This is a genomic window from Spongiibacter thalassae (genome assembly GCF_012272835.1).
Taxonomy (GTDB): Bacteria; Pseudomonadota; Gammaproteobacteria; order Pseudomonadales; family Spongiibacteraceae; genus Spongiibacter; species Spongiibacter thalassae.
This window is the reverse complement of record NZ_JAAWWK010000004.1, coordinates 68982-89461: the sequence shown is the minus strand read 5'-3', so window position 1 is coordinate 89461 and position 20480 is coordinate 68982. Positions and strand designations below refer to the sequence as shown.

Here is a 20480-nt window from a genome sequence, read left to right as displayed (position 1 = left end):
CCCCGCATCACGTCGGGGCGTTTTTGTTTCTGCCGTTTGTGACTACTGGTTTTTCCCCGACTCCCCCCGCAGAAGTACGCATAGCACTATGGCGTCCACTGGGCTTTACTTTCCCCTCTGGTGATGGGGGTTAATATGGCGGCAAAGTGGTTTTCCGGGTGGGTGTTTTTGTGGTTGTTATTGTGTGCGGCGGTGGCCCAGGGAGCGCCAAGTCAGCGGGGTTTTCTGGATTTCAACCTGTATCCCTATCTCAGTGATGCGAGCAGCGACAGTGTCGCGACCCTTAACGTCGGTGCACAGCTACCACAGCGCCTGTCGCTGTTTATGTTTATCAATTTCTACAACGCCCCCGCGGAGGAGGAGCTGACAGAAACTACCACCTTCTACAGCGAGCAGACACTGAAGTGGCAAATCAGCGACGGCTCGCCCTTTGATTTGACAGTGCAGAGCAATCTGCGCAGTGGCGAAGACAACGATAGACTGCGCTTCGGTGCGCGCTGGCGGTTTCACGACACCCCTGTGATTGGCGAGTTATTCAAGGCAATTCACCTGAGCTATTCGATTAATTTTCACGCCATTCAGATCGACGAGCGCGACGAGTCGGTTTGGCAAATGGAGCACGCTTTCCGTATGGGCTTCCCCTGGCTAAGCGAGCGCCTCTATCTGGGCGGATTTATCGACCACACCTTTAATGAAACCCTGCCCGAGGCGATTCCGGCAAACCCGATGGTGGCGGAGGCGCAACTGGGCTGGCGCTTGGTCGAGGATCTGTATCTGGTGGCAGAGTATCGGCTCAACCAGTATCGACGCTCGGATGTGAATAATCTGGCGCTGGGATTGGAGTACAAAATACTCTGGTAAGTGGCTTGGGCGCGTGTGGTCGCCCATAGTCGCGGCGCAAAACCCGCTTTGTATTGCCGACGCCCCCCCTTACAATAGCCACCTTAAGAAATTCAGGGGGCGATATGGCGTCAATCAGTTTAGGCATTGCTGCGGTATACGGTTTTCTGGCCGTCGCATTGGGCGCTTTTGGCGCCCACGGGCTCAAGGCTCGACTGAGCAGCGAAATGATGGCGGTGTACGAAACCGCCGTGCAATACCACTTCTATCACGCGTTCGCGCTATTGGCAGCGGCCCTGTTGCTGCACAGTGGTGTGCAGCACGCGGCGTTAAGGGCATCGGTTTGGCTGTTTGCGCTGGGTATCGCCCTGTTCAGCGGTAGTCTTTATGCTCTGGCGCTCACCGAGATCAAGGTGTTGGGTGCGATAACCCCCGTTGGTGGTTTGTTGTTTTTGCTAGGCTGGGCCTGTCTCGCCGTAGCGGCGATTAAGGGGCTGTAATTCGCAATGACTTCCAATTCAGAGAATGCCGCTGCGGGGTCAGCGACCAAAATGCGCCGTATTCGCAGCTTCGTGTTGCGCACCGGTAGAATGACGGAGGGCCAGCGTCGTGCCTACGACATCCATTGGCCCAGCAAGGGCTTGAGCCTTGCCGATGGTGAGGTGGATTTCGAACAGGTCTTTGGCCGTCGCGCGCCGGTGGCGCTGGAAATCGGTTTTGGTATGGGCGACTCGTTGGCGACCATGGCCAGAAACGATCCGGATACCGACTTTGTGGGCGTCGAGGTGCACAGTCCCGGGGTGGGTCGATTGATGTACCTGATTGACGAGCAGGGTATTGAGAATCTGCGCGCCTATTGCGATGACGCGGTAGAAGTCCTGGAGCGCTGCGTTCCCGATCAGAGCCTCAGTCGGGTGCAGATCTACTTTCCCGACCCCTGGCACAAAAAACGCCACCATAAGCGCCGTTTGGTGCAGCCGGAATTTGTTGCCCTGCTCGCAAAAAAACTGCGTGCTGGCGGAGTGCTGCACTTGGCGACTGACTGGGAAAACTACGCCGAGCATATGATGGCGGTGATGACGGCCTCGCCGGATTTCAGCAATACTTGCAGCGATGGTGGCTTTGCGCCGCGCCCTGAGTATCGCCCGATAACCAAATTTGAAAAGCGCGGAGAGCGCCTTGGTCACGGCGTTTGGGATCTGCTATTTGCGAAAAATGCCGAGTAGGTGGTTTGCCTGCTGCGGCTAGCATCACGATAGTCAAACAGGTTCCATAAAAACTTCCCATAAAAAAGCCGCACCTCAGCTCTGGCTGAAGGTGCGGCGAAGCTTGCGATCAAGTGCTAGAGCGGCAGGCACTCCCCGCCAATGCCGGGCACTTCACCGGGGGCGCAGCTAGGCAGTTCGGGTATTCCTCCGCCGTTGTCGCCGCCGTTGCTGGTATTACAGGCATCGGCGTTGTCGTAGCTGTTGTCCACCACATCATTGATCCAGCGGCTGACCAGATTGAAGGCAGTGGTGTGTACCTGCCCACGGGCCAATGGCGGCATTTTTGCGGCGATGGTGGTCGCCTCAGGCCCTATGCGGTAGGGCAAAATGGAATCGGCGGCGCTGCCTGGTACGATGTCGTATTCACGGCCACCGCGCCCCTCGGTACCGCTGGCTGTCGGGCCTTTGCAGATGCCGTAGGTGTCGTTGACCGGACGGAACACATCCATGTAAAAGCCGGTATTCTGGGCCAGACCACGGCGGTTGTGGCAGTGGGCGCAGTTGACTTCCAGGTAGGAGCGTACCCGCGCCTCGATGTCCTCGTTGGAGTTGGCGGCAAAGCCGGAGTCGCCAGCAATATTAAACTTCGGGTTGCGCTCGAGGTTGGTAATATAGCTGGTGGTGGGGTCCAGTTGCAGGTTGTCCGGGCAGTTGCCCATCAACCCGGTCTGACACCAATACAACAACTGGTTTTCGCCATTGATCGGGTGCAAGTCGATGCCTGATGCAATCGGCGACTCGCTGGCGAAGGGTCGGTTGAGATTGCGGACTTTCGGGCCGATCGGGGCGGCGCCGGTTTCGGCATCGTCGTTGGCATGGCAGCTCAGGCACTGGTTGGCGTTGGGCAGCGAGTAATCGTCACTGGCGCCGACATAATGCTCATCGCTGTCTACGTCGTGGTAGTTCCAGGCAACGCTGGCGCTGCCTCCCTCCTGGGCGAGTACTGCGACACGCTGGCCATTTTCTTCCTGCCAGCGGTATTCCAGACCGTCCCAGAACACCTGGCCACTGCTGCTTTCACGTTTGATCAGCAGCCGTGTTTCCACCACGGTTTCGGTGTTGGTGGTCTCGTCGGCGAAGGCAAAACTCTTGCTCAGAATGGTGCCAACCGGAAACAGGATGGTGGCGTTATTACCATCTTGGCCGTCGCGGTAAATGGCCTGCTCGCCCTCGGGGATGTAGGCCACTCGGTACTTGGTTGAGTAGTCAGAAAACAACTTGCTGTTCAGCACAAAGGGTACGCCGCGGCCGTTGGGCAGGCTGCGGGGATCTTCGGGGTCGCTGAACAGGTGGTACTGATCCAGTCGTGGGCAATTCACAGTGTAGGCGGCGGCGTTAATCTCTCCGTCGGCGACGCTGGCAGAGCACAGTGCGTCGATTTCCGTTGCAGTGGGTTCCGGATCAAACACCACGGAGGGAACGAACTCCGGGATCACCACCGGCGGTAGCAGCGCCATGTTGCCGCCGTACTGGTCGACACATTTGTGCGGCGTGATGTCGGTGTCTGCGGCGAAATCCTCGATGGCCTGGGCACCGGCAATCAGTTCATCCAGGGACGAGGGTGCGCCGTAAACCAGCAAGTTCATGCCTTCAAGACCGTGGAAATTGGCGTAGGTCAGGCTGTCGTCGGCGAAGGTATTGTCGTCGTCGATGCAGCTGAACCACCACAGGGGCTTTTTGCGCTCACCGGCATTGTCGAACTTGTAGCCGTTATAGCGGCAGTCCGGGTTGGGGTAATGGTTGCCGGAGATGGGTTTGCCATCTTCGTCGGCGGGAATTGGCTGGCCCTGTTCATCAACGGGGTAGGGGCAGTCGGCGTCATAGCTGTCTTGGTAGCCATCCCAGGCGATATGAGCGCCGCGGTACTCACCTGTGGCGGCGGCAACCTTCAGGCCTACCAGCATGGGAAAGGCCGAGGTTACCTGTTCGCCTTCGGTGGCGGCGATGGTGGCAAAGTCGGGCTGGGGAACGTCGTTACCATTGTTAATAAAAGTGTTATTGAAAATATGTACACCTTCAGAGTACATATCCAGGCGACGATCGCCGGGGGCGCCAAGGAGTTTGTAGCTGGTGTGTACAATGCCGGCGGTGCCGTGGTTTTCAAAGGTGTTCTCAAAAATATCGATCTTGTCGTAGCCGAGAGTCAACATGCCGGTGCCGCGGGGAATGTTGGCTACCAGGCTGCCGGGTTCGGCAAAGTTATAGGTATTGTTGTTGCGGGCATGGTTGCGGTACATGCGGGTGCGGCTGCCGTAGCGGGTCAGGCCGTCAAGGTCATAAACCAGGAACCCGCCGGTATTGCACTCTGATAGGTTATCGACATATTCGCCGCCGCGTACGTTCTCTATCTCAAAGCCGAACACGTTAAACGCGGCGCGGCTGTTGCGGATAATGGCATTGTCGGTTTGGCCGACATAAATGCCTGCGTCAGAGGCACCGATTGACTCCGCTCCGTCAACGAGAATGTTTTGCGAGTTCACCGGATAGATGCCGTAGCGCCCGGATTTTATGCTAACGGTATAGTCGGGAGAGGTGGTGTCGGTCTCGCTGGGATTGGGGTTATTCGGGTTGTGGCGCGCGGGGTCAGTACAGGCGACCTGCAGTTTTTCCCGGTAATTGGCGGCGGTCACCGTGTCTTCATTTTCCAGCTTGCGACCGCTCGACCAGAAGGCGCGTACTCGGCGCAGAGTGCCGTGATCAACGCCCTGGAGCTTGAAGGCATCTCCCGGTGGGTCGAGAACGGTCAGGTCCTGTACGGTAATGCCACGAACGGTAGTGGCAAGAAAGCCCTCTTGGGAACTGCTGTTTTTAAAGGACAGTATGGTTTCATTCATGCCCTGGCCTTTGACCAGAATATTTTCCGTGCTGGCAATTTGAATGCCGGCGGTCAGTTCAAAGTAGCCTTTGCCGAACTCGATGGTGTCGCCGGGACGGGCGCCAATCATTGCGCTAAGCATCTCAGCGGTGGCGTTGGGCCCGGTTTCGATAATGAATGTGCGACCGGCAGGTAGCGGAGGGGTGCCGCCTTGATCGCCGTTGTCACCACCGCCGTTATCAACGATGTCGTCCTCGACCGGCGGGGTGGAGCTGCTGGAAGAGCTGCCGCCGCAGCCACTGAGCGCAAGCAGCAGCGCTAAAATTAAAGCGGAATGATATTTCATAGATTTAAACCCTTGGTATACGGCTGTAGAGCGCACCTTGATGAAGGCGCGTTTGTAGGCGTCTGTGCGCCCTCTAGTCTCAAATTGAATCTATAGCAAGGGTGGGGGCTATCCTATCGTTGTAGCGAAGAGGACCAGGTTGGCGCTGGGGCCATTTACAGTTTTAATGGAATATGGTTTTGCGGTGGGCCGCCGCTGGTGTGCGGTCACCGCAGCAGGGTGGGGCTTAGCCTACGTGCTCCCGGTGGAAGCGGAGGTGTTCTTCAATAAAGCTGGCGATGAAAAAGTAGCTGTGATCGTAACCGCTTTGCATGCGCAGGGTTAAATCAGCGCCACCGGCGGTGGCGGCGGCCTGAAGTAATTCCGGTTTGAGCTGATCTTGCAGAAAAGGATCGGCGTCTCCCTGGTCAACCAATATCTTTGGGGCTTTGTTGCCCCGTTTTTTCAGCAGTTCACAGCAATCTTCTGCTGCCCAAAGGCTGGGGTCGTCGCCGAGATAGGCGGTAAGAGCCTTTTTCCCCCAGGGGCAGTTACTTGCCGAGCTGATCGGTGCAAACGCCGAAATGCTGCGAAAGCGTTCAGGGTACTTGAGGCCAAATTTTAATGCGCCGTGGCCGCCCATCGAGTGGCCGGCAATGGCGCTGCGCTTGCCGTCGACGGGAAACTCGCTCTCGACCAGATCGATCAGCTCCTTGCAGAAATAATCTTCCATTCGATAATGCTGTGACCATGGTGAGCGCCGCGCGTTGAGGTAAAAACCTGCACCGAGTCCAAGGTCGTAGGCGCCGTCTTCGGCATCGGCGACACCGTCGCCCCGGGGGCTGGTATCCGGCGCGACGATAGCCATGCCATACATGCTGGCATGATGCTGGGCCCCGGCCTTGTTCACGAAATTTTCATCGGTGCAGGTCAGGCCCGACAGCCAATACAGCACCGGCACTTTACCCAGCTCTGCCTGGGGCGGAAGATAAATGGAAAAGGTCATGTCGCAGCCCACGCTTTGCGCGCGATGGCGATAGCGCAGCTGTTTGCCGACAAAACTTTTGTGCTCTGCAATTTTTTCCATAATGTTCACGTTGCGTGGCAGCGCTAATTCTCCGCAGTTTAATACAGGACGACTGACCTTATACTCTCGCCAGAGTGCATTAGATCAAAGCCTTTGTTGATGTCGCTTAATGGCATAGTGTGGGTAATCAGTTCGTCGATCTTGATTTTGCCATCCATATACCAATCGACAATTCTGGGTACGTCGGTTCTTCCCCGTGCTCCGCCAAAAGCGGAGCCGCGCCATACTCGACCCGTTACCAGTTGGAAGGGGCGGGTGGAAATTTCCTGCCCAGCGCCGGCGACTCCAATAATTATAGATTCACCCCAGCCCTTGTGACAGCACTCCAAGGCCTGGCGCATGGTGGTGACATTGCCAATACATTCAAAGCTATAGTCAGCGCCACCCTTGGTAAGTTCCACTATGGCTTCGACGATGTCCGGCACCTCCTTGGGGTTGAGAAAGTGGGTCATGCCGAATTCGCGGGCAAGCTGAACCTTACCGGGGTTGATATCGACGCCGACGATCATATTGGCCCCGGCCATTTTTGCGCCCTGTATCACATTCAGGCCAATTCCTCCCAGGCCAAAAACCACCACATTGGCGCCGGGTTCGACCTTGGCGTCGAAAATGACGGCACCAATGCCGGTGGTAACGCCGCAGCCGATGTAGCACACCTTGTCGAAGGGGGCGTCCGGGTGAATTTTTGCCACGGCAATTTCCGGCAGAACGGTGAAGTTGGAGAAGGTTGAGCAGCCCATATAGTGCTTGAGCGGTTTGCCGTCCAGTGAAAAGCGGCTGCTGCCATCGGGCATAAGGCCCTGACCCTGAGTGGTGCGAATGGCCTGGCAGAGATTGGTTTTGGGGTGCAGACAAAAATCGCAGTGGCGACACTCGGGGGTGTACAGGGGGATTACATGATCGCCGGGTTTGACACTGGTGACCCCCGCGCCCACTTCAACCACTACTCCTGCGCCCTCGTGGCCGAGAATGGTCGGAAACTCGCCTTCCGGGTCATCGCCGGAAAGGGTGAAGGCGTCGGTGTGGCAAATGCCCGTGGCCTTTAGTTCGATCATCACCTCGCCAGCGCGGGGGCCCTCGAGATCGACATCGACTACTTCCAGTGGTTTGCCGGCGGCAAAGGCGACAGCGGCTTTGGTTTTCATGATGGCTTCCTGTTTTATTTTCGGCGAAGAGGCTATGCGAGCAGTGTATAGCAATACCTGGGAAGGATAATCAGTGTTGCGGTAAACTGATTGTTTCTATATGGCAACAATGAAAGAGGGCGTATGAGCCGCTGGACAGAGGTCGAGGTGTTTGTGCAGGTGGTCGAAAGCGGCAGTTTTTCCTCTGCGGCGCAGCGCTTGGGAATGTCGAAGTCCCACGCCAGCCGGCAGCTCAGTCGTCTGGAGGGACGGCTGGGGGTGCAATTGCTTAAGCGCAGTACCCGCAGTTTATCGCTTACCGAGTCGGGACGGGCTTACTTTCAGCGGTGCAAGAATATTCTGCAGCTATTGGACGATAGCGATCAGGAGCTGATGGCCCAGGGCATTAGCCCGCGGGGTACGTTGCGGGTGAGTGTGGCGGGGGCTTTTGGCGAGCGCTATGTTGCACCCGTTGCGGCGGAATTCCTGCGTCGTTACCCCGAGCTGAGTCTGGATATCGACTTCAGCAGTCGCAACGTCGACCTTGTGGAGGAGGGCTTTGATCTGGCCATTCGCGCGGGCACTTTGCGTGACTCCTCGTTGATCGCGCGACGGATCGCCGAGCGCCGGTTGATTGTCTGTGCGAGTCGGGATTACTTTGATGAGTTTGGCCGCCCCGACAGTATCGCGGACTTGCGCCATCACACCTGTCTGGTGGGGTCTGTCCCCACCTGGCGGTTGCGTGAGGATGGCCAGCATCGCGAGTTGAAAATAGCGGGGCGCTGGCGGAGTAATAATGGCCATGCCCTGCTGGCGGCGGCGCGACGGGGGCTGGGATTGGTGCAACTGCCTGAATTTTACGTGTATGAAGACATCAAGGCCGGGCGCTTGCAGCCGGTGCTTGACCACTGTCAGCCTACTGATACAGCAGTGTGGGCGGTATATCCCGGCAACCGCCATGTGTCGGCGAAGGTGCGGCTGTTTACCGAATTTCTCGTCGCGGAATTCCGTCAGGTCGATTACCTCAGCCAGGGGGATGAAGCAGGTTTGTAACATCGGGGTGTGGTGAGCGTCTTATCGGGGCCGATCACTCAAGGCGTCGTTCAAAGGAGTGTTATATGTCGCTGATTCGCAAGGCGGGTGCGCCACACGTGGTGAGAAATGCGCTGAAACTCGCTGTGGTGGTGGGGACCTTGCTCAATATCATCAATCAGGGGCCGGTAGTACTGGGGGGAGATATGCCCTCCTGGCCCCATGTTGTGCTTAACTACCTGACGCCTTATCTGGTGGCAAGCTACAGTGCGGTGAAGGCCCAGCAAAGGGCCGAAGTAGCTGATGGCTAACGAACAGCGTGCAGGTATTCGCGCTGGTTAATGGTTAGCTTGACCATTGCCGCTGCGGGCACCGGACTGTTATTGATATGCCATTCGTAGCTCGACGTGTGGCCTGCGGGAATGTACAGGTCGAGGTTTTGCTTTTGCAGCGGTGTTGCATCCCGCTGCTGGAGCTGGATTTCGCTGAGGTGCAGGTGAGTATTGCCGCTGTTGCTGAGGGTGACTGTAAGGCCGTGGCTCTGCTTTTGCGCGGTAATTTGCGGTGCCAGGCTCTGGCGATTCATCGGGGGAATAAACACCGGCACTTTAACCGTCTGATCGGGCGTTGTGTCACTGCTGATGAGCAGCTGATAGCTCTGCTCAATTTCCGGAGCCTTGGCGTCGCGCAGGCGACCAACGCGCACATCGCGGCTGGTGTTGGCGGGCAGTGTCAGCATCATCGGGCTGACCAGCAGCCCGCGGGCGATACGCGGGAACAGTTCATTGTCCGACGGCCACTCAGTCAGGCGCAGTTTAAGCGAGAGGGCCTCGTCGCTGGTGTTTTTAATGGTCAGTTGCCGGGTGCTGGCCGAGGCGGGCAGGTCAATGCGCAGTGGGTGTACCGTCAGCGCCGTGTCGCGAGTCTGCTGGGCGAAAGCCGTCCCGGCGGTCAAGGCGACGGCGATCAGTCCCGTGGCAACGGCAGTGATAAAGGCGTGGCATTGTCTGAACATGGCAGGTTGGCTTATCTGTAAGCTGAGTGGGTCGGTCACCGTCGTCAAAAGCGGGCGCAGCATAGCAGAAACGCAGGGGCGATTCAGTGGGAGGAATGCGCCCTGCTTGGCATTTTGGGGATTTGTCGGGGCCTGAATCACAGGCCCTTAGCGCAATTGCAGTTCGAGCCAGTCCAGTGCGTCGCCGTAGTGCTCCGGCAGGAGGGGGCGCACCTCATCGATAGCGCCGCGTATTGCGGAGCGCTGCGGATGGTTGATATTGATATGACCCAGTTTGCGGCCGGGGCGCACATCCTTGCCATACCAGTAGCATTGCAGCGCCGGAATTTCCAGCCAGCGGTGGTCGCGCTCAACTCCGATCACGTTGATCATGGCGCTGTTGCCGCGTACTTCCGGCGATTTGATCGGCAGTCCGGTGACGGCGCGCAGGTGCATTTCAAACTGGCTGACGCAGGCGCCGGCCTGGGTCCAGTGGCCGCTGTTGTGTACCCGTGGTGCCAGTTCGTTAACGATTAGGGTGTCGTCAACACGGAAGCATTCCATGGCCATAACACCCACGTAGTTCATGGCGTCCATGATTTTGCCGAGCATACCCTCGGCCTGTTCCTGCAAGTGTTGTACGCGCTCCAGCGGCGCCACTGAGGCCATCAGAATACCGTCGCTGTGCAGATTGAGGGTCAGCGGGTAATACACGGTTTTGCCGTTGCGGTCACGGGCGCCTACCAGCGAAACCTCTTCCATAAAGGGAATTTTCTGTTCGGCGATGGCAGCACCCTGCCAGTCTCCGGGGACTTCATCTCCCTGGTCGCTGTAAAGCCAGTACTGGCCTTTGCCGTCGTAACCGCCGGTGCGGCGCTTGAGCAGCACGTCGCTGCCCAGATCCTGGTGCAGCGCTTCTGCCCGGGTGTCGTCGGCGACATTGCGCCAGGGTGCAGTGGCGACCCCCAGACTGTCGAGCAGGCTTTTCTGGTGGAAGCGATCAGCGATGCGCCAAAACACGTCGGCATTGACGAAACTGGAGTGGCTGCTGAGGAAGTCGGTCAGCGGCGTGCTTGGCCACTGCTCCCGCTCTACGGTGATAATATCGCCGGGCTGAATCGTGGGTAGCTCGGTCAGGTCCGGGTCCAGGGGCACTACCCTCAGGGCGAGGGGGTAGGCCGCCTGTTGCAGCATGGCGCCGAGTTGTCCGGCACCCAGAATCCATACCGTTTGCATCAGTCCTCCCTCGGATCCGGGTTGTCGAGTACAGTGCTGGTCTGTGCTTCGCGGAACGACTCGAGCCGCTCGGCGAGGGCGGGGTCCTGCACAGCGAGAATCTGGCAGGCCAGCAGACCGGCGTTAAACGCGCCGGCGGTGCCAATGGCCAGCGTGCCTACGGCAATGCCCTTGGGCATCTGCACTATCGACAGCAGGCTGTCCATGCCGTTGAGCGCACGGCTCTGTACCGGCACGCCCAGTACTGGCAGGCGGGTTTTCGCGGCGACCATGCCGGGCAGGTGGGCGGCACCGCCTGCGCCGGCAATAATGACAGAGTAGCCACGCGCTACGGCGTTTTCGGCAAACTCCATCAGTTTATCCGGTGTGCGGTGGGCGGATACCACCTCGACATGGTGTTCTACACCCAGCTCGGTCATGATCTCGGTGGCCGGGCGCATTGTGTCCCAGTCGCTTTTGGAGCCCATGATCAGGGCGACTTTTGCTGCCATTGGCTTGGTCTCGTCGCATGAAAACCGCGCATTATAGATCAAAATTACCGGTGGTGGCGCGCTTTGCCGTCGATGTTGTGGCTTTCTTTATTTTGGCCTTGCCTCGGCCGCTCTCCCTTGAAACTTTTCGGCGCCATCCCCATCGTAGCTGTTGTCACATTTTTACATCGGAGACCTATATAAATCAGGAGGTTATGACATGTACGTGGAAGCATCGCGACGTGCCGAACTTCACGGCGACAGAATATTTACGACACCTGCCCGGCAGGACCCCTACCCCAGCCGCCTCTCGGCCCCACCCCCAAAACGACTATTACCCCGCCACGAGTCACTTGCACAACAAATTTCGAAAAATGGCCCGCTGACGCCGACGCAGTGCGCAGACTTTGAGCGCGACGGCTTTCTGTTTGAAGAGAGCTTTCTCGGTGCGGATGACATTGCCCTCTTTCAGCAGGAGTTGGACCGCTTGCTAAGCCGCGACGCCTTTCGAGGGCGGGAATTCACCATCACCGAGCCGGACAGCGCGGCCATTCGCTCGTTGTTCGCGGTACACTTTCTGTCCACGGCCTTTAAAAAGCTGGCCTTCGACCCCCGCTTGCTGGGCCGGGTGGAGCAATTGCTGGGCGGGCAGGCCTATATCCATCAGTCGCGGATCAATTACAAACCGGGCTTTGTCGGCAAGGGCTTTGACTGGCATTCTGATTTTGAAACCTGGCACGCGGAAGATGGGATGCCGGCAATGCGGGCGATCAGTGCCTCGATCGTGCTTACCGACAATACCCCGTTTAATGGCCCCTTGATGCTGATTCCCGGTTCCCACCAGTTTTTTGTACCCTGTGTCGGTGAAACCCCCGAGGACAATTATCGCCAGTCGCTGAAAAAACAGCGTATTGGTACCCCGCCGGAGGAGGCCCTGCGAGAATTGATCGACCGCGGCGGTATTCAAGCGCCGACCGGGGCTGCGGGTAGCCTGTTATTGTTCGACTGCAATACCCTGCACGGCAGCCAACCCAATATGTCACCGCAGCCGCGCTCCAATGTGTTTTTTGTCTATAACCGCCGGGACAACCTGTGCACCGAGCCCTATGGGGCGGCAAAACCCAGGCCGGAATTTCTCGCCCACCGACCGGATAAGAACTGGACGCCAATTATGTGAGTGCGCTGTGCGGCCATCGGTGAAAACCGCTGGCCGCGTTTTCGCGTAAGGGGCGATAGTGCTGCGATGGCAGTGCGCCAAACTGTAACAATCCTTCGCCCTGTGAAACTATAGGGTATCTGTACTGCTTTTCTGGAGATGTATGCGCGATACCCTGCCACTACTCGAAGTGACTGACTTCCCCGCCATTCGGCGCGCCACCCTGGACACCTTGCAGGTCAATCTCGGCTACAAGTGTAATCAGCGCTGCCTGCATTGCCACGTAAATGCCGGCCCGACTCGCACCGAAATGATGTCGCGGGAACTGGTCGAGATGATCCCCGAGGTGCTGGCAAAGCGCGGTATCGGTCAGTTGGATCTGACCGGCGGCGCGCCGGAGCTGCACGACGACTTCCGCTGGCTGGTCACTCAGGCCCGGGCACTGGGTGTGCAGGTGATTGACCGCTGTAATCTCACCATTTTGTTTGAACCCGGTCAGGAGGGTTTGGCGGAGTTCCTCGCTGAACAGGGGGTTGAGGTGGTGGCGTCCCTGCCCTGCTATTCACTGGACAATGTCGATGCCCAGCGGGGCGAAGGGGTGTTCGACAAAAGTATTGCGGCCCTGCAGCGGTTGAATGCCCTGGGGTATGGCCAAGTGGATTCAGGCCTCAAGCTAAATCTGGTGTACAACCCGCAAGGGCCGTCGCTGCCGCCGAATCAGCAAGGGCTGGAGGCGGATTACAAGCGCGAGCTGATGGCCCATTTCGGCGTGCAGTTTAACCAGCTGTATGCTCTGGCCAATATGCCGATAAAACGCTTCGGTTCCACCTTGGTGTCGAAGGGGCAGTTTGACGGCTATATGACGCTGCTGAAAGACAATTACAGCCGTGCCAACCTCGACGGGGTGATGTGCCGTTCAATGATCAGTGTGGACTGGCAGGGCGGTTTGTACGACTGCGATTTCAACCAGCAGCTCGCCATGCCGACGCTTGGCGGGCCGCGAAAACTGGCGGACTTGCTCGGGGCTGAGCCGATAGAGGGGCCGATTCATGTTGCCGACCACTGCTATGGCTGCACGGCGGGCCAGGGCAGCAGCTGCGGCGGGGCACTTTAAATAATAACCGGATGACACCATGAGCACCTACGAAACCGTACAGGATTACTACGGCAAACAATTACAGAGTTCGGCGGATCTGAAAACCAGTGCGTGCTGCGACATCAGTGCGATGCCCGAGTGGCTCAAGCCCCTGTTGGCCAATATTCACCCCGAGGTTCTCAGCCGCTACTACGGCTGTGGTCTGGTATGCCCCACTGAATTGCGTGGCTGCCGCATTCTCGACCTGGGCAGTGGCAGCGGTCGGGATGTTTATGCGCTGGCCCAGCTGGTCGGCCCGGAGGGGGAAGTCATCGGTGTCGATATGACAGATGAACAGTTGGCGGTTGCCCGCTCTACCCAGGAGTGGCACGCGGAAAAATTTGGCTACGACAATGTACGTTTTCTCAAGGGCTACCTCGAAAAACTCGATGAATTGGGACTGGAGGACGGCAGCTTTGATGTGGTGGTGTCTAACTGTGTGATTAACCTGTCACCGGACAAGGACGCGGTGCTGGCCTCGGTGAAGCGTCTGCTGAAACCCGGTGGCGAGTTCTATTTTTCCGATGTGTACGCCAGCCGTCGAGTGCCTGCGGCAATGCGCGATGACCCCATGCTGTACGGCGAGTGTCTGGGTGGTGCGCTGTATTGGAATGACTTTCTGCACCTCGCTCGACGACAGGGATTCACTGACCCTCGTCTGGTGGAGGATCGACCATTGGAAATGACTGACCCCGCCGTGGCACAGCGAGTTGCCGGTGTACAGTTCTTTTCGGCGACCTATCGGCTGTTTAATCTCGATGGATTGGAAAACGACTGTGAAGACTACGGGCAGGCAGTGATTTATCGCGGCACGCTGCCCGAACAGCCGGTGTTTTTCGTGTTGGACAAGCATCATTGCATCGAGCGGGGCCGTGTTTTTCCGGTGTGCGGGAATAGCTGGCGAATGTTGTCTGACACGCGATTCAAGTCGCACTTTGAATTTATTGGCGACTTCAGTCAGCACTACGGTATTTTTGAAGGCTGCGGTGTTGCCATACCCTTCACTGAGGGCGGCGCCGAGGGTGCCGCGCCCTGTTGCTAGGGTGCCCCCCGGTGACGATTAAAAGATCAGCGTGAGCTGGGTGGTCAAGGTATAGCGTTCCTGCAGGGTATCGCCGTGCTTGTCGGTGACCATCAGGGCGGAGTCCCTATGGTTGAACTTGCTGCGCATAAACTCGGCGGCAAGATTGAGTCGCGGCATAAATTGCCAACCCATACCGACCCCGTAGCGACGGGCGGGGGCGTCGGCCAGGTCGCGGCTTTCCTCGTAGCGCCAGGCAAATTGCCAGGTTTCCGCCGGAAAAACAGCCAGCTCCAGATTGACTGAGGCCGGGCGTTCCAGGCCAGCGGGCATGTCAGGCATGTCCTCGGCGGCGACTACCATTTCCGCGGTGACCTCGCCAGCCAGGCCATCGCGCCAGCCATACAGTGCGCTGGCACCGTAGGCGCCGACCCGTTTGCCGTAGCCATTGCCCTGGTCCAGCAGCAGTTGGCCTTCGCTGTCGGCAATGTCGGCGATATAACTGGCAGTCAGATGAAGGGAGCCGTTCCGGTTCACGTAATGGGCGTTAAAGCCCCAGTCGCTGTCAGGGTTTTTACTGCTGTGATCCGCCTCGCCCTCGTAGATAAAGCCACCGAGGCTCAGCCCCTGCCAGGTGTAGGTGAGCAGTGCGCCGGGCTGGCGGGTTTCGGCAAATTCCAGAAGCGGCGGGGTGATAAAGTGACCGTGAACCAGGGCGATAGGGTAGTACATAAGCCCTGCGTTAAGGGCCAGGCCGCCGCCGGCGACCGTAACATAGGCTTCGTCAGCGCGGTTGTAGCCGGTCTTGGCGTACTCGGATTCCAGCACGACCACGGCACTGAGGTGCTCGTTCCACTCGGCATAGGCTCCCAGTTGCAGGGTGCGCAGGGCGTGCTCGCTGCGGTCGCGGTCATAGTGGCCGGCAACCGACCCGGCAACGGGTTTTTGCCAGTGCAGGGATTTTTCCAGTTCGGCGATGCCGTAAAGCTGCAGCCAGGACACCGGCTGATGTTGCAGGGTGTTAATCCGTTGCTCGTAGGGGCTTTGGTAGGTCGCTGTGCTGTCGGGGTCGGTGGACAGCGTGTGAATTTCCACTGTCGGCTCGGAATCTCCAAACACGGGGTTGGCGAGGGTCAGGGCTATAACGGGGGAGATCCAGCGGAGGTGATTCATCGGGCGACACTTTCCTGTAAGGTTTCTGAAGTATAGAACAGAAGTACGGGCTTGCATGACTGGCCATGTTTACGCAAGCTGCGCGGCATCGGTTGTTTGCGACGACGCTTTAATTATTCTGGAGGTACTATGCGATACCGGACATTGGGTAAGTCCAATATAGAAGTGAGTGAAATTTGTTTGGGCACCATGACCTGGGGCCAGCAAAACTCCAAAAGCGAAGCCTTTGCGCAGCTGGATTACGCATTGTCGCGGGGGGTGAATTTTATCGACGCCGCGGAAATGTATCCGGTGCCGCCGATACCCGAGACTCAGGGGCGTACTGAGCAGTACATTGGCGAGTGGTTGCGCGAGCGCGATTGCCGCGAGGAGGTAGTGCTGGCGACCAAGGCGACGGGGCCGGGGCACGCCCATGTGCGGGATGGTCGTGGGCTGAATCGCGCAGACCTGATGGCCGCGCTGGAGGGCAGTTTACAGCGCCTGCAAACGGACTATGTCGACCTTTACCAGATTCACTGGCCCAATCGCGACACCAATTTTTTCGGCAAGCTGGGCTATCAGCACAGCGACAGTGATAGTGATGATGCAGAAGGCGAAATACACGAAATTCTGAAAACCCTGAGCGAGCTGGTGGCAGCGGGTAAAATCAAAACAGTGGGGATCAGCAACGAAACTCCCTGGGGACTGATGACCTATTTACGGCTTGCAGACCGTTACAATCTGCCTCGGGTCGCCAGTATTCAAAATCCCTATAACCTGTTGAACCGCAGTTTTGAAATTGGTCTCGCGGAGATGGCCGTACGTGAACAGGTGGGGTTGTTGGCATATTCGCCGCTGGCCTTCGGCATGCTCACGGGCAAATACCGCAACGGTGCGCGCCCGGACAATGCCCGGTTGACACTGTTCGAACGTTTTTCCCGTTACAACAAGCCTCAGGCCGTTGTCGCAACAGAAAAATACTGCGCACTGGCTGAGGCTCACAACCTCGATCCCGCCCAGATGGCACTGGCGTTTATTAATCGCCAGCCCTTTCTGACTAGCAATATTATCGGTGCCACCTCGATGGAGCAGCTGCGCAGTAATATCGATAGCGCTGAGCTGGTGCTTGGTGAAGACGTTCTGGCGCAGATTGAAGCGATACACACCGAGCTTCCCAACCCGGCGCCTTGAGTAGCGCAGCCTGACGAGTTGACTTGCCCGGGCTGGCTGCGTGGTTAAAAGGTATAGTGCAGTCGTGCGCCGACCTCTCTTGGGTCGCCGACAAAGACCGCATCTATGCCCAGTGAGGGGCTGTTAAAGCGATCGGTAACGTAGAATTTGTCGCCGAGGTTTTGTGCGTAGATCTCGGCGCCGATATGATCGCCCTGATATCCCAGGCGTGTCGCGAACAGATCACGGGCATCGGCTTGTAGACTGTCATTGTTGTCGCGATCGACAAAGCTGTATTCGGTGCGCGCCCAGCTGGTGTTGACGAAAAAACCACTGGGGTGGTGATAGGAAAGACCGGCATTGGCGGTTAGCCGCGGTGCGTTGGGAAAGTGATTGCCCGCATAGTCCACGCCGTCGTCTTCGTAGTCGGTGAACTCGGTGTCGGTGTAACCGATACCGGCAAATACACCAAGTGTCGCAGTCAGATCGCCGCGAAGCTCAAGTTCCAGTCCCTGGGCCCTGGCGCTGCCGGCGTTGTCGGTGCGAAAGTTGGAGGCATCAACACGCACGCCGATTTGCATGTCCTCGTAGTCCACTCGGAACAGCGTGCTTTGCACAAACCAGTTATCCAATTGGAGTTTAACGCCCAGATCGGTATTGCGGGTGTACTCCGGCCCGTAGGTGGGGGATTCGCCGTCGCTGACAAAGTCCACAGACCCCGCTCGGTAGCCGTAACTGTGCGACACAAAGGTGCTCAGGGTATCGCTGAGCTGATAGCTCAGCGCCAGCTTGGGCAGAAATACGGCGTCGCTACTATCAGCGGTGGTGTCGCTGTCCAGTACGGCGGCCAGTGCGGGGCTGATATCCGTCGGTGTGGTGGTGCCGGTCACCGGGTCGATGGGATAGGCGCCGGTCACAAAAAACGCGCTGCGATTGGTGGCGGTATTTTCCTCATAGCGTCCACCCAGCGTGACTGTAACAGCGGGGGTGATGTCGATATCGGCTTCGCTGTACAGGGCGTGGGTGTTCGCCTTACGCAGGGCGAATAAATCCGCGTCGGCGCGGGCCTGTACGCCACCGAGATTGTACTTCAAGCCCTTGGTTACAGAGCTGCCGTCCAGCTCGTCGCGGCTGCGGAAAAAGCCCGCCACTGCGCGCAGGCCCTCACCGCGATAATTCAGGCGCAATTCCAGCGCGGTGTTCAGGGTGTCTGTGGTGTTGACGAAAAAGCCGTTGTCCTCGGCAGACACGTCGTAGTCGCCCTTGCGTTGGTTGTAGCTGTCGGAGTGGGTGAGAATCAGTGCGGCGGTCACCGCCTCGCTCAGAACCAGCTGCTGGCGCAGCAACACCACAAAGCTGTCGTCGTTGTAGTAGCCCGCAACGTTGTCGGTGGAAATGCGCTGTTCGGCGGTATTTGGCGGCAGGTATTCGTTGCCTTCGCGGAGCTTGCTGCCTTGTACACTCAGTAGTGCCGAGTACCTGCCGTCACCAGCCCAGCCGAGTTTAATGCGTTGCATGTAGCGGTGGCGGGCCTGCCAGGTGTCGTCGTCGAGGGTAGTGTTGGTGACCTCCCCATCGGTTTGATTGGTTTCGGCGGCATAGCGAAAGCCCAGGTTGCCGGCTATTGGCCCGCCGAGGGCGATACCCGCTTCGCGGCCGGAATCATTGGCTGCGCCGAGTTTCAGTTTGGCGGTGTAGGCGTCGGTTGACGGCGGCGTGGTTTGAATGACGATGGCGCCGGCGAGGGAGCCGGGGCCGAAGGCGGTCGATTGCGGGCCGCGGTAAAACTCTACCTGCTCGACGTCCCAGGTATTGCCGACGCCCCGCCCCGCTTGGCGGGCGCCGTCGATAAACACGCTGACCGTGGGTCGGCCGGTGCCGCCGGGGCCAATACCTTCGTTGGAGATGCCGCGTACCGAAAACTTGTCTTCCTTGGCGGCGCTGACATTGGGGGTGCGTAACAGCAGGTCGTAGATGTCGCGAATATTGCGGGCCTGAATATCTTCACCGGTGACGATGCTGATACTTGATACCGTGTCGATGGCCTGCCGTTGCATGGGCTCGCCGGTGACCAGTATCTCCTCCAGTTTTGGCGAGGGGTTTTCGGCTCGGAGCACCGCGGGCGAGCCGAGCAATGTCAGGGTGGTGACCGCGACGGTGGCGGAGGGTAGTGGCTTGCCGAATAGGGTGGGGCTGGGCATGGGGCGTCCTGCGATCATAACAAGGGTCGCAGGGCATTCTATGTTTCGATAAATACAAATGCAATTGATAATATTTATCAATTGCATTTGTTGGTTAAGCTTTCCCGTCTAGCCCTAGCCGCAGTGCCAGGCTTAGTTTCGGCTGATTCGGCTTAACACTGCCTTGAGATAGCGGGTTTCAGGAATGGCCGCGTGCACAGGGTGGTCGGCGCCCTGCATACCTTCGGCGAGAACCTGGGCATGGCGATCGACGTGGCGGGAGGCCGCGCGGACAATATCCAGCAGTTCTTCCCGGGGCATGTGCATCGAGCACGAGGCGCTGATCAGATAGCCACCAGGGGTGAGCAGTCGCATAGCCAGCTCGTTGATTCGCCGGTAGGCCAAAATGCCCTCTTTCTGGTCTTTCTTGCGTTTGATGAAAGCCGGTGGGTCAACAATGATGACATCGAAGCGCTCGCCGTCATCCTTAAGCTGGCGCAGGGCGGCAAAGGCATCGCCGTGAAGGGTATTGAGCCGGTCACCGACGCCATTCAATGCGGCATTTTCGTGGGCTTTTTCCAGGGCCAGTTCCGATGCGTCGTTACACCAGACCTCGGCGGCCCCGAAGGCGGCGGCCTGCACACCAAAACTGCCGACATAGCTGAATACATCCAGTACCCGTTTGCCGGGTACAAGGTCGCGTAACCAGGCGCGGTTGGGGCGCTGGTCGTAGAACCAGCCGGTTTTTTGGCCGCTGGCCAGCGGGGCGAGAAAGCGCACGCCGTTCTCAATCAGTTCTACATCCTCCGGAGAGTCGCCATAAACGCTGACAATCTCGCTGGGCAGTCCTTCAAGTTCGCGCACCGAGGCGTCGTTGCGCAGCAGGATAGACTTGGGTGCCAGCAGCTTGTGCAGGGCGGCGAGCACCGGCTCGCGCAGGGCTTCCATTCCGGCGGTATTGAACTGCACCGACAGGTGGTCGCCGAACCGGTCGACGACCAGACCTGGCAGCAAATCGCTTTCGCCGTATATCAGTCGATAACAGGGCTGGGGGAACAGGGTGTCACGTAATTCCAGCGCCTGCTGAATCCGTTGCTCAATCTGCTTTTGGCCAAAGGCTTTGTCACCGTTGCCGAGCATACGGGCGCAGATTAATGACTGGGGATTGACGTAGGCGACGCCCAGGGCCTTGCCCTGGGAGGACTCCACAATGACCTGCTGGCCCGCCTCGAAGGTTTTCAGTGGCGATGCCTGCTTATCTACCTCGTTGCTGTAAATCCACAGGTGTCCCCCGCGCAGTCGGCGTTCTTCGTTTTTGGCAAGGCGCAGGGTGGCAAGGGTCATGGGTGGCTCCGGTATGGGCAGGTGGAGGCGCATTATCGCGGTTTGGGCGGAGCCGCGCCAGCACCGATCAATGCCCGGAAGTGGAAAGCTGGTTACCGGATTGGCATATGCCTTGGCCCATTATGAACTCG

Annotated in this window: 18 protein-coding genes; 9 read left to right on the top strand and 9 right to left on the bottom strand. The window is 58.3% G+C overall.

Going from position 1 to position 20480, the window contains the following annotated elements; translation table 11 throughout:
- Positions 1 to 135: 135 nt before the first annotated feature.
- The 3 genes from HCU74_RS11670 to trmB all read left to right on the top strand — a co-directional run bounded on the left by HCU74_RS11670 (position 136) and on the right by trmB (position 2066).
- Positions 136 to 861, top strand: a complete 726-nt coding sequence (locus HCU74_RS11670; RefSeq protein WP_210425255.1) for a hypothetical protein — start codon at positions 136 to 138, stop codon at positions 859 to 861.
- Between the two features lie 104 nt (positions 862 to 965).
- Positions 966 to 1340 carry a DUF423 domain-containing protein gene (locus tag HCU74_RS11665; protein WP_168450594.1) on the top strand — a complete coding sequence of 125 codons (375 nt, stop codon included), beginning with the start codon at positions 966 to 968 and terminating at the stop codon, positions 1338 to 1340.
- Between the two features lie 6 nt (positions 1341 to 1346).
- Positions 1347 to 2066: a tRNA (guanosine(46)-N7)-methyltransferase TrmB gene (gene trmB, locus HCU74_RS11660; protein WP_168450593.1), complete on the top strand. Its 720-nt coding sequence runs from the start codon at positions 1347 to 1349 to the stop codon at positions 2064 to 2066.
- A gap of 116 nt (positions 2067 to 2182) precedes the next feature.
- Here the strand turns inward: trmB and HCU74_RS11655 are convergent, their stop codons facing one another.
- From HCU74_RS11655 to HCU74_RS11645, 3 genes are all read right to left on the bottom strand, one after another.
- Positions 2183 to 5269 carry a parallel beta-helix domain-containing protein gene (locus HCU74_RS11655; protein ID WP_168450592.1) on the bottom strand — a complete coding sequence of 1029 codons (3087 nt, stop codon included), beginning with the start codon at positions 5267 to 5269 and terminating at the stop codon, positions 2183 to 2185.
- Between the two features lie 226 nt (positions 5270 to 5495).
- On the bottom strand, positions 5496 to 6335 hold the full coding sequence (fghA, locus tag HCU74_RS11650) for an S-formylglutathione hydrolase (protein WP_168450591.1): 840 nt from the start codon (positions 6333 to 6335) through the stop codon (positions 5496 to 5498).
- Positions 6336 to 6373: 38 nt separating this feature from the next.
- Positions 6374 to 7480, bottom strand: coding sequence for an S-(hydroxymethyl)glutathione dehydrogenase/class III alcohol dehydrogenase (locus HCU74_RS11645; RefSeq protein WP_168450590.1), 1107 nt, complete (start codon positions 7478 to 7480; stop codon positions 6374 to 6376).
- A gap of 123 nt (positions 7481 to 7603) precedes the next feature.
- Between HCU74_RS11645 and HCU74_RS11640 the strand changes: the two genes are divergently transcribed.
- A complete protein-coding gene (locus HCU74_RS11640; RefSeq protein WP_168450589.1) occupies positions 7604 to 8512 on the top strand; it encodes a LysR substrate-binding domain-containing protein in 909 nt (302 codons plus the stop codon).
- Positions 8513 to 8577: 65 nt separating this feature from the next.
- Complete coding sequence (gene nrtS / locus HCU74_RS11635; RefSeq protein ID WP_168450588.1) at positions 8578 to 8802, top strand: nitrate/nitrite transporter NrtS; 225 nt, start codon at positions 8578 to 8580, stop codon at positions 8800 to 8802.
- On the opposite strand, the gene HCU74_RS11630 is transcribed toward nrtS, so the two are convergent.
- The 3 genes from HCU74_RS11630 to purE form a co-directional block, all read right to left on the bottom strand.
- Positions 8799 to 9506: a fimbrial biogenesis chaperone gene (locus HCU74_RS11630; RefSeq protein ID WP_168450587.1), complete on the bottom strand. Its 708-nt coding sequence runs from the start codon at positions 9504 to 9506 to the stop codon at positions 8799 to 8801. The genes nrtS and HCU74_RS11630 overlap by 4 nt on opposite strands.
- A gap of 147 nt (positions 9507 to 9653) precedes the next feature.
- Complete coding sequence (gene purK / locus HCU74_RS11625; RefSeq protein ID WP_168450586.1) at positions 9654 to 10721, bottom strand: 5-(carboxyamino)imidazole ribonucleotide synthase; 1068 nt, start codon at positions 10719 to 10721, stop codon at positions 9654 to 9656.
- Positions 10721 to 11212, bottom strand: coding sequence for a 5-(carboxyamino)imidazole ribonucleotide mutase (gene purE / locus HCU74_RS11620; RefSeq protein WP_168450585.1), 492 nt, complete (start codon positions 11210 to 11212; stop codon positions 10721 to 10723). Before purE ends, purK begins: the two co-directional genes overlap by 1 nt.
- Positions 11213 to 11411: 199 nt before the next feature.
- On the opposite strand from purE, the gene thpD reads away from it, so the two are divergent.
- The 3 genes from thpD (at position 11412) to HCU74_RS11605 (ending at position 14524) form a co-directional block, all read left to right on the top strand.
- A complete protein-coding gene (thpD, locus tag HCU74_RS11615) occupies positions 11412 to 12368 on the top strand; it encodes an ectoine hydroxylase (RefSeq protein WP_168450584.1) in 957 nt (318 codons plus the stop codon).
- Positions 12369 to 12510: 142 nt separating this feature from the next.
- On the top strand, positions 12511 to 13461 hold the full coding sequence (gene arsS / locus HCU74_RS11610; protein WP_168450583.1) for an arsenosugar biosynthesis radical SAM (seleno)protein ArsS: 951 nt from the start codon (positions 12511 to 12513) through the stop codon (positions 13459 to 13461).
- Positions 13462 to 13480: 19 nt separating this feature from the next.
- A complete protein-coding gene (locus tag HCU74_RS11605) occupies positions 13481 to 14524 on the top strand; it encodes a methyltransferase domain-containing protein (protein ID WP_168450582.1) in 1044 nt (347 codons plus the stop codon).
- A gap of 18 nt (positions 14525 to 14542) precedes the next feature.
- Here HCU74_RS11605 and HCU74_RS11600 read toward each other — a convergent pair whose 3' ends face one another.
- Positions 14543 to 15676, bottom strand: coding sequence for a porin (locus HCU74_RS11600; RefSeq protein WP_168450581.1), 1134 nt, complete (start codon positions 15674 to 15676; stop codon positions 14543 to 14545).
- A 129-nt stretch (positions 15677 to 15805) separates the two neighbouring features.
- On the opposite strand from HCU74_RS11600, the gene HCU74_RS11595 reads away from it, so the two are divergent.
- Positions 15806 to 16846, top strand: coding sequence for an NADP(H)-dependent aldo-keto reductase (locus HCU74_RS11595; RefSeq protein ID WP_168450580.1), 1041 nt, complete (start codon positions 15806 to 15808; stop codon positions 16844 to 16846).
- A gap of 44 nt (positions 16847 to 16890) precedes the next feature.
- Here HCU74_RS11595 and HCU74_RS11590 read toward each other — a convergent pair whose 3' ends face one another.
- The gene (locus HCU74_RS11590) at positions 16891 to 19026 is read right to left on the bottom strand and encodes a TonB-dependent receptor (protein WP_168450579.1); all 2136 of its coding nucleotides are present in this window, start codon (positions 19024 to 19026) and stop codon (positions 16891 to 16893) included.
- Positions 19027 to 19158: 132 nt separating this feature from the next.
- Complete coding sequence (locus tag HCU74_RS11585; protein WP_168450578.1) at positions 19159 to 20349, bottom strand: class I SAM-dependent rRNA methyltransferase; 1191 nt, start codon at positions 20347 to 20349, stop codon at positions 19159 to 19161.
- Between the last annotated feature and the right edge of the window lie 131 nt (positions 20350 to 20480).

Coding starts and splice junctions, on each gene's coding strand:
- HCU74_RS11670 (WP_210425255.1), top strand. CDS start 136: ATGGCGGCAAAGTGGTTTTCCGGGTGGGTGTTTTTGTGGTTGTTATTG.
- HCU74_RS11665 (WP_168450594.1), top strand. CDS start 966: ATGGCGTCAATCAGTTTAGGCATTGCTGCGGTATACGGTTTTCTGGCC.
- trmB (WP_168450593.1), top strand. CDS start 1,347: ATGACTTCCAATTCAGAGAATGCCGCTGCGGGGTCAGCGACCAAAATG.
- HCU74_RS11655 (WP_168450592.1), bottom strand. CDS start 5,269: ATGAAATATCATTCCGCTTTAATTTTAGCGCTGCTGCTTGCGCTCAGT.
- fghA (WP_168450591.1), bottom strand. CDS start 6,335: ATGGAAAAAATTGCAGAGCACAAAAGTTTTGTCGGCAAACAGCTGCGC.
- HCU74_RS11645 (WP_168450590.1), bottom strand. CDS start 7,480: ATGAAAACCAAAGCCGCTGTCGCCTTTGCCGCCGGCAAACCACTGGAA.
- HCU74_RS11640 (WP_168450589.1), top strand. CDS start 7,604: ATGAGCCGCTGGACAGAGGTCGAGGTGTTTGTGCAGGTGGTCGAAAGC.
- nrtS (WP_168450588.1), top strand. CDS start 8,578: ATGTCGCTGATTCGCAAGGCGGGTGCGCCACACGTGGTGAGAAATGCG.
- HCU74_RS11630 (WP_168450587.1), bottom strand. CDS start 9,506: ATGTTCAGACAATGCCACGCCTTTATCACTGCCGTTGCCACGGGACTG.
- purK (WP_168450586.1), bottom strand. CDS start 10,721: ATGCAAACGGTATGGATTCTGGGTGCCGGACAACTCGGCGCCATGCTG.
- purE (WP_168450585.1), bottom strand. CDS start 11,212: ATGGCAGCAAAAGTCGCCCTGATCATGGGCTCCAAAAGCGACTGGGAC.
- thpD (WP_168450584.1), top strand. CDS start 11,412: ATGTACGTGGAAGCATCGCGACGTGCCGAACTTCACGGCGACAGAATA.
- arsS (WP_168450583.1), top strand. CDS start 12,511: ATGCGCGATACCCTGCCACTACTCGAAGTGACTGACTTCCCCGCCATT.
- HCU74_RS11605 (WP_168450582.1), top strand. CDS start 13,481: ATGAGCACCTACGAAACCGTACAGGATTACTACGGCAAACAATTACAG.
- HCU74_RS11600 (WP_168450581.1), bottom strand. CDS start 15,676: ATGAATCACCTCCGCTGGATCTCCCCCGTTATAGCCCTGACCCTCGCC.
- HCU74_RS11595 (WP_168450580.1), top strand. CDS start 15,806: ATGCGATACCGGACATTGGGTAAGTCCAATATAGAAGTGAGTGAAATT.
- HCU74_RS11590 (WP_168450579.1), bottom strand. CDS start 19,026: ATGCCCAGCCCCACCCTATTCGGCAAGCCACTACCCTCCGCCACCGTC.
- HCU74_RS11585 (WP_168450578.1), bottom strand. CDS start 20,349: ATGACCCTTGCCACCCTGCGCCTTGCCAAAAACGAAGAACGCCGACTG.